The following is a 13,052-nucleotide window of genomic DNA, read 5'->3' on the forward strand; positions in this document are numbered from 1 at the left end:
GAACGTGGATCTGCTCGAAGACACGCCGGGTAGCCCCATAGGATTCCCCCCGAGGGCAATCCGAGTGTGTTCCGGCCGGACGCACTCTGACACCACCCCCGTCTACTCACCCGTCTGAGACGACAGGAACCCCATGAGCGACACTTCCTCCCCCTTCGGCTTCGACCTCGTGCGGCGTGGCTATGACAAGAGTCAGGTGGACGAGCGCATCGCGAGGCTGATCGCCGACCGAGAAAGCGCGGAGACGCGCATCGCGGCGCTGGAGAAGCGGATCGAGGAGCTGCATCTCGAAACGCAGACCGCCCAGGCCCAGGTCGCCGACGCCGAGCCCTCGTACGCCGGACTCGGCGCCCGCGTCGAGAAGATCCTCCGCCTCGCCGAGGAGGAGGCCAAGGATCTGCGCGAGGAGGCCCGCCGGGCCGCCGAGCAGATGCGGGAACTGGCCGAGGGCCAGGCCCAGCAGGTCCGGGACGACGCCGAGAACTACGCCGCCGACCGCAAGGCCAAGGCCGAGGACGACGGCGCCCGGATCGTCGACAAGGCCAAGGGCGAAGCGGCCCAGCTCCGCGCCGACGCCGAGAAGGACGCGCTCTCCAAGCGCGAGGAGGCCGACGCCCTCTTCGAGGAGACCCGCGCCAAGGCCGCCCAGGCCGCCGCCGACTTCGAGACCAACCTGGCCAAGCGCCGCGAGCAGTCCGAGCGCGACCTGGCGGCCCGTCAGGCCAAGGCCGAGAAGCGCCTCGCCGAGATCGAGCACCGCGCCGAGCAGCTCCGTCTGGAGGCCGAGAAGCTGCGCACCGACGCCGAGCGCCGGGCCCGCCAGACGGTGGAGACCGCGCAGCGCCAGGCCGAGGACATCGTGGCGGACGCCAACGCCAAGGCCGAGCGGATCCGCAGCGAGTCCGAGCGCGAGCTGGCGGCCCTCACCAACCGCCGCGACTCCATCAACGCCCAGCTCACCAACGTCCGCGAGATGCTGGCCACCCTCACCGGTGCCCAGGTCGCGGCTGCCGCGCTGGGCGACGCGGACGACGACGACAACAGCCTGACCAAGTCGGTGCCCGTCCAGCAGTCCCGCTGAAGGACCGCCCGGCGGCAGCGCCGCACCGCGCGTCCGCTCCACGCCCCCGGCCCCTTTTGGGCCGGGGGCGTTCCGGCTGTCGTACCGCAGACTCGGGGCATGGAGTTTCTCGTCTTCATGACCCTGCCGGGCCTGGTGATCGCGCTCACCGCGGTCGCGTTCGCCGACCAGATGCTGCTGCGGGCCGGCCGCCGGGGCCTGCTGCCCTGGCGGGACGGCCGGGTCTCCGCCACCGGCTTCGAATCCCTGCACGCCAGTCTGCTGCCCGGCAAGGAGCACGAGCTGCGGCAGCGGGAGACCGTCGCCCTGCTGCGGGACGAGGAGGGGGACGGAGCCCCGCCGCGCTCCCGGGTGGACCTGGCCGCCGGCACCGCCCTGATCCGGCTGTCCGGCGACGGCTGAGACCGGCTGCCCGGGCGGACGGGCATTGCTGCGGCCTGGTCACAAGGCCAGGCACCGGCTGGGAGACCGGCCGGGGGAGCGGCTAGGGTCTGGGGACGACGGGGGACGGGCACATCAGCCGCAGGCGTCCCCGCGACCGACCGCAGGGGCTGAGATGATCGAGGCAATCGGCCTGACCAAGAGCTACGGCTCGAAGACGGCCGTGTACAACTTGCACTTCCGGGTGCAGCCGGGGAAGGTGACCGGCTTCCTGGGCCCGAACGGCGCCGGGAAGTCCACCACCATGCGGATGATCCTGGGGCTGGACCAGCCGTCCGCGGGCAGCGTCACCGTCAACGGCCACCCGTACCGGAGCCTCCCCAACGCACCGCGCCTGGTGGGCGCGCTGCTGGACGCCGGCGCCCGGCACGGCGGGCGCAGCGCCCGGGCGCATCTGATGTGCCTGGCCCAGCTCTCCGGCATACCCGCGCGCCGGGTGGACGAGGTGCTGGGCGTGGTGGGCCTCCAGGAGGTCGCCCGCAAGCGCAGCAAGAGCTTCTCGCTGGGCATGGGGCAGCGGCTGGGCATCGCCGCGGCGCTGCTCGGCGATCCGCAGGTGCTGCTGTTCGACGAACCGGTCAACGGCCTGGACCCGGAGGGCATCCTCTGGGTGCGGAACCTGATGAAGAGGCTCGCTTCCGAGGGGCGCACGGTCTTCGTCTCCAGCCATCTGATGAGCGAGATGGCGCTCACCGCCGACCATCTGATCGTCATCGGCCGCGGCCAGTTGATGGCGGACATGCCGGTGCAGGACTTCATCGCGCAGAACTCCACCGGCTTCGCGCGGGTGCGGGTGGCGGGGGACGACGCGGAGCGGCGGGAGAAGCTGGCCTCGGCGCTGGCCGCCGCGGGCGGCCAGGTGCAGCCGGAGCCGGACGGCGCGCTCAAGATCACCGGCCTGGAGCTGCCGCGGATCAGCGATCTGGCGCACGAGGCGGACATCCGGCTGTGGGAACTGTCGCCGCACCACGCCTCGCTGGAGGAGGCGTATATGCGGATGACCCAGGGCGCGGTCGACTTCCGTTCCGTCCAGGACCCGCGGACGGGCCTGGCGGCGGCACCGCCGCACGGCCTGCCGCCGGGGCATCCGGGCCATCCGGGCCATCCGGGGCACCCCGGCGGCTGGGGCGGCCCCTATGCCCAGCCCCAGCCCGGCATGGGCGCGCCGCCCGGGGCCCCCTATGCGCCGCCGCCCGGCTACGGCCAGGCGCCGCCGGTCCCGCCCCAGTCCCAGCCCCAGCAGCCCGCCCAGTAGCAGGAGCCCCGCGATGACCACCCCGCCGCCGCATCCGCCGCAGACACCGGAAGCCGCGCCCCCGCCCGCCCAGCCGCCGCAGGGCCCGCCGGCCCCGGCCGCCGCCCCGGCCGCCCCGGCCGCCGCGGTGCCCCAGCCCGCCGGGCCGCCGCCGCAGGCACAGCCGCAACCGCAGCCACAACCGCCGCAGTCCGCGCCGGGCTACGCCGCGGCCCCGTCCTATGCCTCGCCGATCCCGGTGCAGCGCACCCATCTCGGTCACGCGCTGGCCTCGGAGTGGACCAAGATCCGCACCGTGCGCTCCACCATCTGGACCCTGGTGATCATGTTCCTGGTGGTGATCGGCCTGTCGCTGATCATCAACGCCGCGGTGAGCAGCGCCGACGACGACTCCATGCCGCCGCTCTTCCCCGGCTTCCTGGGCATCCTGTTCGGCCAGATCGCCATCCTCACCTTCGGGGTGCTGGTGGCCTCCACGGAGTACACCACCGGCATGATCCGCCCCACCCTGACCGCCAGTCCGCGGCGCGGGCGCATCCTCACCGCCAAGGTGATCGTCTTCGGGCTGATCGCGTTCACCTCGGTGGCCGTCGCCCTGGGGCTGTCCCTGCTGCTCAGCCTGGCCATCCAGGGCGAGGGCCAGGGAATCGACGAGATGCCGGGCGACGCCTGGCTGTCCGGTGTCCTGGGCACCGCCCTGTATGTCACCGTGCTGGGCCTGTTCGGGCTGGGGCTCGGGGTGCTGCTGCGCAGCTCGGCCGGTTCCATCACCCTGATGGTGGGGCTGATCCTGGTGCCGCCGATCGCCGCCTCGCTGCTGGGCATCGCCGAGAGCCTGCGGGACTTCGCCGAGAAGCTCGCCGAGTATTCCGCGCCCGCCACCCTGGCGGCGCTGTCCTTCGGCTACACCGACACCGAACTGTCCTCCGGCTGGGCGCAGGTGGGGGTGGCCGGCGCACTCGCCGCCGTCGCCCTGGCCGGCGCCTACGCCCGCCTCGGTCTCTCCGACGCCTGACGCCCGAAGGGCCCGCCGGCAGGCGGCCGGGCCGCTCAGAACCGCGGCGCGTTACGGGACCGCAGGGGCTTGGCGCTCCTGCGGTCCCGCGCGTTCCAGCACGCCTGGTGCCAGTGCCGGCGGTCGTCCACCGCGCCCTGCTGCTGCCAGGCCACCACATGCGGCACCCCGGGCGGGATCTCCTGGTCGCAGCCCGGGCAGCGGTAGTGCTTGACCGCCGCGCCGCCGCCGACCCGGCGGACCACCCAGTCCTCGCCCCGCCAGAACTCGGTCTCCTCCAGGCCGAAGCGGCCGGCCGGCCGGTCCTCCGTCTCCTGCCGCCGCCACTGCTTGCCTCGGCCACGCGGTTGATTGCGCCGGGGGGACACCTGACACCTCGGTTCGGTCGTGCGGCCGGGCGGGCCGGGCGGGCAACGGCGGTTTCCCGGGCCGTCCCGCGGCCGTGGCGGGCCGGGCGGAAGGACCTGCGGGAGAAAACGGTCGATCCAAGCCTACGCACCCATCCGCGGGAGCGGAAAACCGCAAAGCGGTGCGGAATGACCCGATCATCGGAAAAACTTTGCTTCAGGCGCGTGCCTTTGGCACGTGTCATCCGTTAATGCCAGTGAAACGCCCGGCGCAAGGTGGCGGCGGGCGGCGGAGAGAGGCAAAGGGGCCATGCACGCTGAGGCGTTCCGGGTCGGGACCTTCATACTCGCCGGACAGTTCCCGGATCAGGGACACGAGGAGGCGCTGGAGCGGGCCGTCGCCGCCGCCCTGGCCACGGAGGAGGCGGGCCTGGACGCGGTATGGCTGGCCGAGCACCACTTCGTGCCGTACGGGACCTGCCCCTCGGGGGTGACGCTGGCCGGCTATCTGCTCGGCCGCACCCGCCGGATCGGCGTCGGCACCGCCATCAGCGTGCTGCCCAACACCCATCCGGTGGCCCTCGGCGAGCAGGCCGCCCTGCTGCATCTCGCCTCGCGCGGACGCTTCACCCTGGGCGTGGGCCGCGGCGGCCCCTGGATCGACCTGGAGGTCTTCGGCGGCGGGCTGGACGCCCTGGAGAAGCACTTCCCCGAATCGCTGGACCTGCTGCTGCGCTGGCTGCGCGAGCCCGAGGTGGGCGCCGAGGGCGAGCGGTACCGCTTCCGCCCGGTGGCCGTGGTGCCGCGCGCCGCGGAGTGCGGCGCACCGCCCCCGGTCATCGTCGCCTGCACCTCCCCCGCCACGGTCCGGCACGCCGCCCGGCGCGGTCTGCCCATGCTGCTGGGCATGCACGTCGGCGACCGGGAGAAGGCGGAGATGGTCGCGCTGTGGCGGACGGCGGCGCTGGAGGCCGGGGTCTCCCCGGACCGCGTGGAGACCATCGGCCATGTGTCGGCCGGGGTGGTGCAGATCGCCGACAGCCAGAGCGAGGCGGTGGAGACGCTGCGCCGGTCGCTGCCCGGCTGGCTGCGGCTCGGCCTGGGCGCGCACCGCACGGTGGACGGCCGGGCGCGCACCATGCGCGATCCGCTCGCCTACACCGAACAGCTCTGCGAGCTGCATCCGGTGGGGCCGCCGCGGCTGTGCGCGGACCGGCTGGCCGCCACGGCCGAGCGCACCGGCATCCGGCGCTTCGCCCTGCTGGCCGAGGGCTCCGGCCACCGGGAGGTCACCGAGGACAATGTCCGCCGCCTGGGGCTGGAGGTCATGCCGCTGCTCGCCGGCGGCCGGGCGGGCGAAGCGGGCGGCGGCAGCGCGAAGGTCCCGGGGATGTCCGCCCCGGGACCCTCAGTAGAACGTAGGACACAAGCGGCGGCTGCCGTGCTCAGCAGTCACGCAGCTCCGGTGACTGGTTGAGAAGCTGGCTGCGCACCGACCGGAAACGGGCCAAGGTGGCATCGACCGAGGCATCCGGCGGGAAAACAGCGACGCGGTGGCAATTCTGGAACGCCAGGCGGACCCCGAAGTGCCGCTCCAGCGCGCCCCGGATGGCATCACTGGCCATGGCACGCAGCAACTGGCCACGGGCCTGCTCGTCCGGGGGCGGGACCGTGTTGTCGGCGAAATCTCCGCCGTCCACCTTCAACTGGGCCACCAGGGAGCTGATCATGTCCCAGGCGAAGGGCAGGGAGGTTCGGACACAATCGACAAAAGCCGTGTCATCGACTTCACCTCGCTCGGCCTGCTCCAGGAGGGCCGGTGAGACGTCGAGCGACATGGAGTTCTCCTCTCGGACCCCCGCCACGGGGGTCTGACGGACGGGATCGGCATCGCCGCCTGCCACCGCGTCATCGCGTGAACCCGGTCGGCGACACCCGGACCAACGGTAAGTGCGGCCCGGTCGCGATGTCAGTGGAATGGGCACATAACTCGCCAGCTTTGAATCACGCCAATCCCAGCCATATCCCTGACCACCGGGGCAACGGCCGGACCGGGGTCCGGCGTCGCGCCCCGGGGCACTCGTCCAGTAGCGTGATCCATCATGCGTCTTGTCATCGCCCGCTGTTCCGTCGACTACGCCGGCCGGCTCACCGCCCATCTGCCCATGGCGCCCCGTCTGATCTTGGTGAAGGCCGATCAGTCGGTGTCCATCCATGCCGACGACCGCGCCTACAAGCCACTCAACTGGATGTCCCCGCCGTGCACCCTGAAGGTGGCGGAGCCCGCGGGGGGCGACGGCGGCGGCCCCGAACCGGTGGTGTGGACGGTGGAGAACAAAGCGGGCGAAAAATTGATCATCACAATGGCGGAGGTCCTGCACGACTCCACGCACGAGCTGGGCGTGGACCCGGGCCTGGTGAAGGACGGCGTGGAGGCCCATCTCCAGGAACTGCTGGCCGACCGGATGGAGACGCTGGGCGACGGCTACACGCTGATCCGGCGCGAGTACCCCACGGCCATCGGCCCGGTGGACATCCTGGGCAAGGACGCCGAGGGCGGCACAGTGGCGGTGGAGATCAAGCGCCGCGGCGAGATCGACGGAGTGGAGCAGCTCACCCGCTATCTGGAGCTGCTGAACCGCGATCCCCGTCTGGCGCCGGTGCAGGGGGTGTTCGCCGCTCAGGAGATCAAGCCGCAGGCCCGGGTACTGGCCCACGACCGCGGCATCCGCTGCGTCACCCTCGACTACGACGCCCTCCGCGGCATCGAGGACGACAAACTCCGCCTCTTCTGAGCCCGCCGCTCCAGGCGCGGATTCAGACGAGCGCCGGCTCGCCGCTGTCCGTCGGGTCCGGGGACGGGCCGGACGAGACGGTGGTGCCGCCCTCGCTCCCCTCGTCGGTCCCGCCGTCAGCACCGCCATCCGCGCCCTCGTCGGTCCCGCCGTCCGCGCCCTCGTCGGTCCCGCCGTCGGCACCGGCGTCCGTGCCGCCATCGGCACCGGCGTCCGTGCCCCCGCCCGCGCCCTCATCGGTTCCGCCGTCCGCGCCCTCGTCGGTCCCGCCGTCCGCACCGGCGTCCGTGCCGCCATCGGAACCCGTGCCGGTGCCTCCCGGATCACCGGAGCCGCCCGTGGTGGTCGGACTGCCCGTGGTCGGGGTTCCGGGAGGGGTGGGTGTGCTGGTGGAGCCGGAGTCCGAGCCGCCGGAGGTGGACGAGGAGGAACCCGCCGTCGACGACGAGCCGCCGTCGGTGGAGCCGCCGCCGGTGCCACCCGAGGTACCGGATGTGCCGGTGGTTGCCGTGCCGCCGTCGCTGTCGTCGGAGCCGGCGGTCTCGCCGTCCGTCGTCTCTTCGCTTTCGCTCGGTTCGGCGGTGTCGGAGGGCGGGCGGCTGGTGGAGCTGTCGGAGGCGTCGCCGGTCATGCCGTCGTCCTGGGCGTCGTCGTCCGGATCGGTGAGCGTCGGGCCGGGCAGCGTGTCGTCGGTCGGGGCCTCGGCGTCCTGCGAGGTCAGGCCCAGGGTGACCACCGCGCCCAGGACCGCGAGCAGCAGTGCTCCGGCACCGGCCGCCGCCGCGTTGCGCCGGGTGCCGGTGACCGCCAGGCCCTTCAGGCCCGGGCGGCGCCCGCCGTCCGCCGCGTCCGGGTCCGCGTCGGGGCCGGGGAACGGGCCGTGCACCGGCTCCAGCAGTTCGGTGACGTCCTCCGCGCCGGGTGTCCCGCCCGTCGGCTCCGCGCCGGGGGCGGCGCCGTCCGCCCCGCCGGTGCCGGGCGGCAGCGCTGCCGGCCGGGCGGCGCCGGACGTCCCGGCCGGCAGCGCCGGCCGGGACAGGTCCTCGGCGAGCACCAGCGCGCGGCGCCCGGCGTGCACGCCGCCGTTGTCCGCCAGGACACTGCGCAGCGCGATGGAGGCCTCCAGCTCCGCCCGTGCCCGGTCCGGCTGCCCCTGGCAGATGGCCAGCACACCCAGCTCGTGGTGGAAATAGGCCTGGTCGGCGACGAGTCCGGCCGCCCGGGCGGCCTCCTGGCCGGTGCGCAGCACCCGCTCCCAGGCACTCCAGCGCAGTGTGGCGGCGAGCAGTCCGGCGGCGGTACGGGCCAGTGCGGAGACCGCCGAGCCGTGGCCGGCCCGCTGGGCGGCCTGCACCACGGCCAGCAGCACCCCCGTCTCGGCGGCGATCTCGGCGGCCACTCCCCCGCCGTCCTCGCCGCTGTCGTCGCGGGCGGCGACCGCGGCCGGGGAGAGCTGTCCCAGCCACCAGGTGTAGTGCTGGGCGGCGGTGAGCGCACGGCCGGCGGCGCCCTCGGCGAAGCCGGCACCCGCCAGGTCCTCGGCGACGCCCGCGGCCAGCCGGTAGTTGTCCCCGGAGCGGGTGATCAGGCCGGCGTCGGCCAGCAGGGCCTGTGCGGTGGCGGCGTCGTTGTCCGCGGTGAGCGCGGGCAGCTGGTTCAGACCGGGCAGTTCGCCGCCGAGCGCGAAGGCGACCCGCAGCATCTCGCGGGCGGCCTCGGTGAGGCCGCCGTCGGTGACCAGGGACAGCGCCGGGGAGCGGATCGTGGCGAGAGCGGGCGCGTCCAGTCCGCCGATCTGATGGTCGCGCTGGCGCAGAAGCGTTCCGGCTTGGACGAAACGCAGCGGCAGCCCCTCGCAGGCGAACCACAGATCCGCCGCCCAGTCGGCCTCGGCGTCGGTGAGCGGGCGCTCCACAAGCTGTTCCAGCAGCTCCAGGCAGCCGGTGCGGCTGATGCCCGCGAGGAAGACCTCTTCCATCCGGGACTCGCCGGCCGGCGCCGGCGTCCCCGGGGTGGCGGAGATCAGATAGGCGCACTCGGGGGTGGCGTCCAGCAGTTCGTCCAGGGCGCTGCCGCCGAACTCAATGTCGTCGACGATCACCACCGCGCCGATTTCGCGCAGCGCGGTGTGCAGTTCGGCCGGGCCCGGGCGGTAGCCGCCGGCCAGATGGATGGCCGCGTAGAGTTCGTGCTTGAGGTCGGTGAGCGTGCGGCGGTGGCCGCTGAGGCGGATCACGCCGTCGGGCGCCAGATCACCGCACTCGCGGGCCACGGCGGCCAGCAGGGCGGTGCGGCCGGTGCCGGAGGGGCCGGTGAGCCGGACGGAGCGGCCCCGGCCGATCAGCCGGGTGAGACGTTCCCGCTCCTCCTCGCGTTCCAGCAGCGGGGGGTGCGCGGGGCCGGAGAAGACGTCCGCTATCTCGGGGAAGCGGCGCGGGGATATCGGGCGCCGGCTGGGCGGACAGGGTTCTATCTGGCTGCCGTCGACCGGGTTGAGGGTGAGCAGGAAATCCCCCGCCACCAGCTCGACCACGCGCTCGGCGGCACCCTCGGTCTCCTCCGGGGCGTCCTGCGCTCCGGACCGGCCCCGGGACTGCGGGGACGAGTGGTTGGCGTCCATCCTGTCTATCCCTACTCACCAAGAACAACGCGACGGTGGATGTGCGGTGCGGGTGGAACAGTCATCAGTCGTATCACCACACACCCCCGCCGGGGCCGGGGGGAACCCCCTTACAGCCTCACGGCGCGATGGTGAGGATACGGTGCAGGCGGGTGGCGACCAGGACCCGCCGCATCTGCGGCGGCACCTCCCGGAGCACCAGCCGCCGCCCGCAGCGGCCGGCGCGGCGGTGCGCGCCCATGATCACCCCGAGGCCGGTGGCGTCCCAGGAGTCCAGCTCCCCCAGATCCAGCACCAGATCGCCCTGGCCCGCGTCCAGGGCGTTGTGGAGCGCCATGCGGGCGTCCGCGGCATTGCGCACGTCCAGGCGTCCCCCGACGACCAGCTCGGCGTGGTCGCCCTTGATGTGCATATCGCGCTCCCCAGACTGCTCGTGCCGCACCGCTCCACGTCCGTTTGTGTCGTCTAGTTGTGACGGAGTCCTTGGCGGAAAAGTTGCCCCATGTGGCTGATCCGATATCAGATTCACTCTTCCGTGTGATATCCAGACCGGAGCCGCACGGTGTGCGGTGTCTCTTCCGGCCGGCCCCGCTCCGTCGTCCCGGTCAGTCGTACGGGTAGAAGCCGCGTCCGCTCTTGCGGCCGATGTCGCCCGCGTCCACCATGCGGCGCATCAGCTCCGGAGGGGCGAACTTCTCGTCCTGGGATTCGGTGTAGATGTTCTCCGCCGCGTGCAGCAGGATGTCCACGCCGGTCAGATCGGCGGTGGCCAGCGGGCCCATGGCGTGGCCGAAGCCCAGCTTGCAGGCCAGATCGATGTCCTCGGCGGTGGCCACCCCCGACTCGTAGAGCCTGGTGGCCTCCACCACCAGGGCGGAGATCAGCCGGGTGGTGACGAACCCCGCCACATCACGGTTGACGACGATGCAGGTTTTGCCGGTGGACTCGGCGAACTCCCGGGCGGCGGCCAGGGCTTCGTCGCCGGTCCGCAGTCCGCGCACCAGCTCGCACAGGGTCATCATCGGCACCGGGGAGAAGAAGTGGGTGCCCACCACCCGCTCCGGACGGCTGGTCGCCGCGGCGATCTTGGTGATCGGGATGGCGGAGGTGTTGGTGGCCAGCACGGCCTCGTCCTTGACCAGCCGGTCAAGGGCGCGGAACACCTCCTGCTTGATGTCGAGCCGCTCGAAGACGGCCTCCACCACGATGTCCGCGTCGGCCGCGGCCTCCAGTTCGGTGGTGGTGGTGATCCGGCCCACGGCGGCCTCGGCGTCGGCCGTCCCGAGGGTGCCCTTGGCGGTGAAGCGCTCCAGGGAGCGCTCGATGCCCGCCCGGCCGCGGGCCAGGGCGTCCCCGGTGACATCGCGCAGCACCACATCCCAGCCCGCCTGGGCGGCGACCTGCGCGATGCCGGACCCCATGAGTCCGGCCCCGATGACGGCGAGCTTCCTACCCCTGGCCACGTACATCCCCTTTTCTCCGGGTTCTGCTCCGGGTTCTTCGGTGCATTCGTCGCAACGGCCCCTGCCCGGCCCGGACGCGCGCGTCCGGGCCGCAAAGGCGCGGATGTTCACGCTCGCACAGCGACCGCCTCCCGGCGGGAATCTATCGGCCGTGAGCCCTCCATGGGGAGAGATGGAGACACGCGTCACGTCTCACATCCTGGACAGCCGAAGGGTGCTGTCATGTCCCCGGGCCGCGCTCTAGGCTTCCGCGCATGGTCAATCTCACCCGCATCTACACCCGGACCGGCGATCAGGGCACCACGGCGCTGGGCGACATGAGCCGCACCGACAAGACCGATCTGCGGATCGCCGCCTATGCCGACGTCAACGAGGGCAATGCGGTGATCGGCACCGCGCTGGCCCTGGGCGAGCTGCCCGAGGAGGTGCGGACCGTACTGGTCCGGATCCAGAACGACCTCTTCGACGTGGGCGCGGACCTGGCCACCCCGGTGACCGAGAACCCCGAATACCCGCCGCTGCGGGTGGCACAGAGCTATATCGACAAACTGGAGGCGGACTGCGACCGCTTCCTGGCGGACCTGGAAAAACTGCGCAGCTTCATCCTGCCGGGCGGGACCCCGGGGGCCGCGCTGCTGCATCAGGCGACCACGGTGATCCGCCGCGCCGAGCGGTCCACCTGGGCCGCGCTTCAGGAGCACGGCGAGACCATGAACCAGCTCACCGCCACCTATCTCAACCGCCTCTCCGACCTGCTGTTCATCCTGGCCCGCACGGCCAACAAGGAGCACGGCGACGTGCTGTGGGTGCCCGGCGAGAACCGCTGAGCCCGGGCCGCCCGCACGGCCGCCGCCCCGGGCTCAGCCGGCCCGGTCGGCGGTCTTCGGCGCCTGCTTGGGGAAGACCGCATAGCTGAGCGCGATCAGCCCGTGCACCACCAGGGCCACCAGCGCCCGCGCCTGCCAGCCGCGCAGCACCTCCGCCCCGCCGTCCGCCCCGCCGGAGTCCGCCGTGACCAGGATCAGCCCCTCCAGCACGGGCAGCGCGATCGCCACCGCGCCCAGGGTCAGCAGCCACAGCCGCGCCTCGTGCCGGGCGCGGGCCAGACCGTACTTCGGCGGCCCGGGCGGCGGCGGGCCGCCCGCGAAACGGTACGCGAACCGGGCGTCGGCCCAGGCGATCACGGTGTGCCCGTAGGCCACCGTGAAACCGAGGTAGAGCGCGGCCAGCCCGTGCCCGGCCGAGGGCTCGGCACCGTGCGCCAGATCGACGGCGGTGGCGGTGAGCAGCAGCAGATCGATCAGCGGCAGCGAGTACAGCAGCACCCGGCCGGCCCGCTCCCGCCGCAGCACGTAGCGCACGGTCAGCCCGGCGGCCAGCACCACCCAGAATCCGGTCTCCGCCGCAGCGCCGGGGACATCGAGGTGGTCGCCGAGGCCGCGGACGGCGAGGAGGCGCTGCACGCCGCGCGGGAACACCGCCCGGACGTGCTGCTGATGGACATTCAGATGCCGCGGCTGGACGGCCTGACCGCGACCCGACGGGCGGTGGCCGGGCGGCTCGCCGACGTCCTGGTGCTGACCACCTTTGATCTGGACGAGTATGTCTTCGGTGCGCTGCGGGCCGGTGCGTCGGGCTTTCTGCTCAAGGACACCGAGGCGGACGCCCTCATCGACGCCGTCCGCACGGTGGCCGCCGGGGACGGCCTGATCTCACCGGCCGTCACCCGCCGTCTGATCGCCGAGTTCGCCCGCCGCCCGGATCCGGGCGCGCCGCGGCCCGCGGCCCCGGCCGCGGCCCTGGCCCCGCTCACCCCGCGGGAGCGGGAGGTGCTGGCCCTGGTCGGCGCGGGCCTGTCCAACGCCGAGATCGCCGCCCGTCTGGGCATGGCCGAGGCCACCGTGAAGACGCACGCCAGCCGGCTGCTGCGCAAGCTGGGCCTGCGCAGCCGGGTGCAGGCCGCCATCCTGGCCCAGGATCTCGGCCTGTGAGCGCCCATGCTGCCGGACCGCCGGGGAAACTCCGGCCGCGGGCC

Annotated in this window: 13 protein-coding genes and 1 pseudogene; 8 read left to right on the forward strand and 6 right to left on the reverse strand. The window is 73.1% G+C overall.

Annotated features, from left to right (window positions below; genetic code table 11):
• Window positions 1–133: 133 nt before the first annotated feature.
• The 4 genes from BM242_RS23975 to BM242_RS23995 all read left to right on the forward strand — a co-directional run bounded on the left by BM242_RS23975 (window position 134) and on the right by BM242_RS23995 (window position 3,792).
• The gene (locus BM242_RS23975; protein WP_093841003.1) at window positions 134–1,081 is read left to right on the forward strand and encodes a coiled-coil domain-containing protein; all 948 of its coding nucleotides are present in this window, start codon (window positions 134–136) and stop codon (window positions 1,079–1,081) included.
• A gap of 99 nt (window positions 1,082–1,180) precedes the next feature.
• Window positions 1,181–1,483 carry a DUF6191 domain-containing protein gene (locus BM242_RS23980; RefSeq protein ID WP_093841004.1) on the forward strand — a complete coding sequence of 101 codons (303 nt, stop codon included), beginning with the start codon at window positions 1,181–1,183 and terminating at the stop codon, window positions 1,481–1,483.
• A 154-nt stretch (window positions 1,484–1,637) separates the two neighbouring features.
• A complete protein-coding gene (locus BM242_RS23985) occupies window positions 1,638–2,777 on the forward strand; it encodes an ABC transporter ATP-binding protein (protein ID WP_093841005.1) in 1,140 nt (379 codons plus the stop codon).
• Window positions 2,778–2,790: 13 nt separating this feature from the next.
• The gene (locus BM242_RS23995; protein ID WP_175541554.1) at window positions 2,791–3,792 is read left to right on the forward strand and encodes an ABC transporter permease subunit; all 1,002 of its coding nucleotides are present in this window, start codon (window positions 2,791–2,793) and stop codon (window positions 3,790–3,792) included.
• 35 nt (window positions 3,793–3,827) lie between these two features.
• Here BM242_RS23995 and BM242_RS24000 read toward each other — a convergent pair whose 3' ends face one another.
• A complete protein-coding gene (locus BM242_RS24000; RefSeq protein WP_093841007.1) occupies window positions 3,828–4,160 on the reverse strand; it encodes an ATP/GTP-binding protein in 333 nt (110 codons plus the stop codon).
• A 289-nt stretch (window positions 4,161–4,449) separates the two neighbouring features.
• Here BM242_RS24000 and BM242_RS24005 point away from each other — a divergent pair, with 289 nt between their 5' ends.
• Window positions 4,450–5,616 (forward strand): LLM class flavin-dependent oxidoreductase, encoded by a 1,167-nt coding sequence (locus BM242_RS24005; protein WP_093841008.1) that lies wholly within the window; start codon window positions 4,450–4,452, stop codon window positions 5,614–5,616.
• On the opposite strand, the gene BM242_RS24010 is transcribed toward BM242_RS24005, so the two are convergent.
• Window positions 5,585–5,977 (reverse strand): SCO5389 family protein, encoded by a 393-nt coding sequence (locus tag BM242_RS24010; RefSeq protein WP_093841009.1) that lies wholly within the window; start codon window positions 5,975–5,977, stop codon window positions 5,585–5,587. The genes BM242_RS24005 and BM242_RS24010 overlap by 32 nt on opposite strands.
• 264 nt (window positions 5,978–6,241) lie before the next feature.
• Between BM242_RS24010 and nucS the strand changes: the two genes are divergently transcribed.
• Window positions 6,242–6,934: an endonuclease NucS gene (nucS, locus tag BM242_RS24015; protein WP_093841010.1), complete on the forward strand. Its 693-nt coding sequence runs from the start codon at window positions 6,242–6,244 to the stop codon at window positions 6,932–6,934.
• Window positions 6,935–6,956: 22 nt separating this feature from the next.
• Here the strand turns inward: nucS and BM242_RS24020 are convergent, their stop codons facing one another.
• The 3 genes from BM242_RS24020 to BM242_RS24030 form a co-directional block, all read right to left on the reverse strand.
• Window positions 6,957–9,554 (reverse strand): ATP-binding protein, encoded by a 2,598-nt coding sequence (locus BM242_RS24020; RefSeq protein WP_093841011.1) that lies wholly within the window; start codon window positions 9,552–9,554, stop codon window positions 6,957–6,959.
• Between the two features lie 118 nt (window positions 9,555–9,672).
• The gene (locus tag BM242_RS24025) at window positions 9,673–9,966 is read right to left on the reverse strand and encodes an STAS domain-containing protein (RefSeq protein WP_093841012.1); all 294 of its coding nucleotides are present in this window, start codon (window positions 9,964–9,966) and stop codon (window positions 9,673–9,675) included.
• A gap of 193 nt (window positions 9,967–10,159) precedes the next feature.
• A complete protein-coding gene (locus BM242_RS24030) occupies window positions 10,160–11,023 on the reverse strand; it encodes a 3-hydroxyacyl-CoA dehydrogenase family protein (RefSeq protein ID WP_093841013.1) in 864 nt (287 codons plus the stop codon).
• 248 nt (window positions 11,024–11,271) lie between these two features.
• Between BM242_RS24030 and BM242_RS24035 the strand changes: the two genes are divergently transcribed.
• The gene (locus tag BM242_RS24035) at window positions 11,272–11,844 is read left to right on the forward strand and encodes a cob(I)yrinic acid a,c-diamide adenosyltransferase (protein ID WP_093841014.1); all 573 of its coding nucleotides are present in this window, start codon (window positions 11,272–11,274) and stop codon (window positions 11,842–11,844) included.
• Window positions 11,845–11,877: 33 nt separating this feature from the next.
• Here the strand turns inward: BM242_RS24035 and BM242_RS24040 are convergent, their stop codons facing one another.
• Entirely contained in the window at window positions 11,878–12,480 is a 603-nt protein-coding gene (locus tag BM242_RS24040; RefSeq protein WP_245834468.1) for a hypothetical protein, read from the reverse strand.
• Between BM242_RS24040 and BM242_RS24045 the strand changes: the two are divergent.
• Window positions 12,421–13,008, forward strand: a pseudogene (locus BM242_RS24045) (LuxR C-terminal-related transcriptional regulator); the annotation flags it as partial. The gene BM242_RS24040 and the pseudogene BM242_RS24045 sit on opposite strands and share 60 nt — an antisense overlap.
• Window positions 13,009–13,052: the final 44 nt, after the last annotated feature.

It is taken from the genome of Streptomyces aidingensis (assembly GCF_900112355.1).
Taxonomy (GTDB): domain Bacteria; phylum Actinomycetota; class Actinomycetes; order Streptomycetales; family Streptomycetaceae; genus Streptomyces; species Streptomyces aidingensis.

Coding starts and splice junctions, on each gene's coding strand:
- BM242_RS23975 (WP_093841003.1), top strand. CDS start 134: ATGAGCGACACTTCCTCCCCCTTCGGCTTCGACCTCGTGCGGCGTGGC.
- BM242_RS23980 (WP_093841004.1), top strand. CDS start 1,181: ATGGAGTTTCTCGTCTTCATGACCCTGCCGGGCCTGGTGATCGCGCTC.
- BM242_RS23985 (WP_093841005.1), top strand. CDS start 1,638: ATGATCGAGGCAATCGGCCTGACCAAGAGCTACGGCTCGAAGACGGCC.
- BM242_RS23995 (WP_175541554.1), top strand. CDS start 2,791: ATGACCACCCCGCCGCCGCATCCGCCGCAGACACCGGAAGCCGCGCCC.
- BM242_RS24005 (WP_093841008.1), top strand. CDS start 4,450: ATGCACGCTGAGGCGTTCCGGGTCGGGACCTTCATACTCGCCGGACAG.
- BM242_RS24010 (WP_093841009.1), bottom strand. CDS start 5,977: ATGTCGCTCGACGTCTCACCGGCCCTCCTGGAGCAGGCCGAGCGAGGT.
- nucS (WP_093841010.1), top strand. CDS start 6,242: ATGCGTCTTGTCATCGCCCGCTGTTCCGTCGACTACGCCGGCCGGCTC.
- BM242_RS24020 (WP_093841011.1), bottom strand. CDS start 9,554: ATGGACGCCAACCACTCGTCCCCGCAGTCCCGGGGCCGGTCCGGAGCG.
- BM242_RS24025 (WP_093841012.1), bottom strand. CDS start 9,966: ATGCACATCAAGGGCGACCACGCCGAGCTGGTCGTCGGGGGACGCCTG.
- BM242_RS24030 (WP_093841013.1), bottom strand. CDS start 11,023: ATGTACGTGGCCAGGGGTAGGAAGCTCGCCGTCATCGGGGCCGGACTC.
- BM242_RS24035 (WP_093841014.1), top strand. CDS start 11,272: ATGGTCAATCTCACCCGCATCTACACCCGGACCGGCGATCAGGGCACC.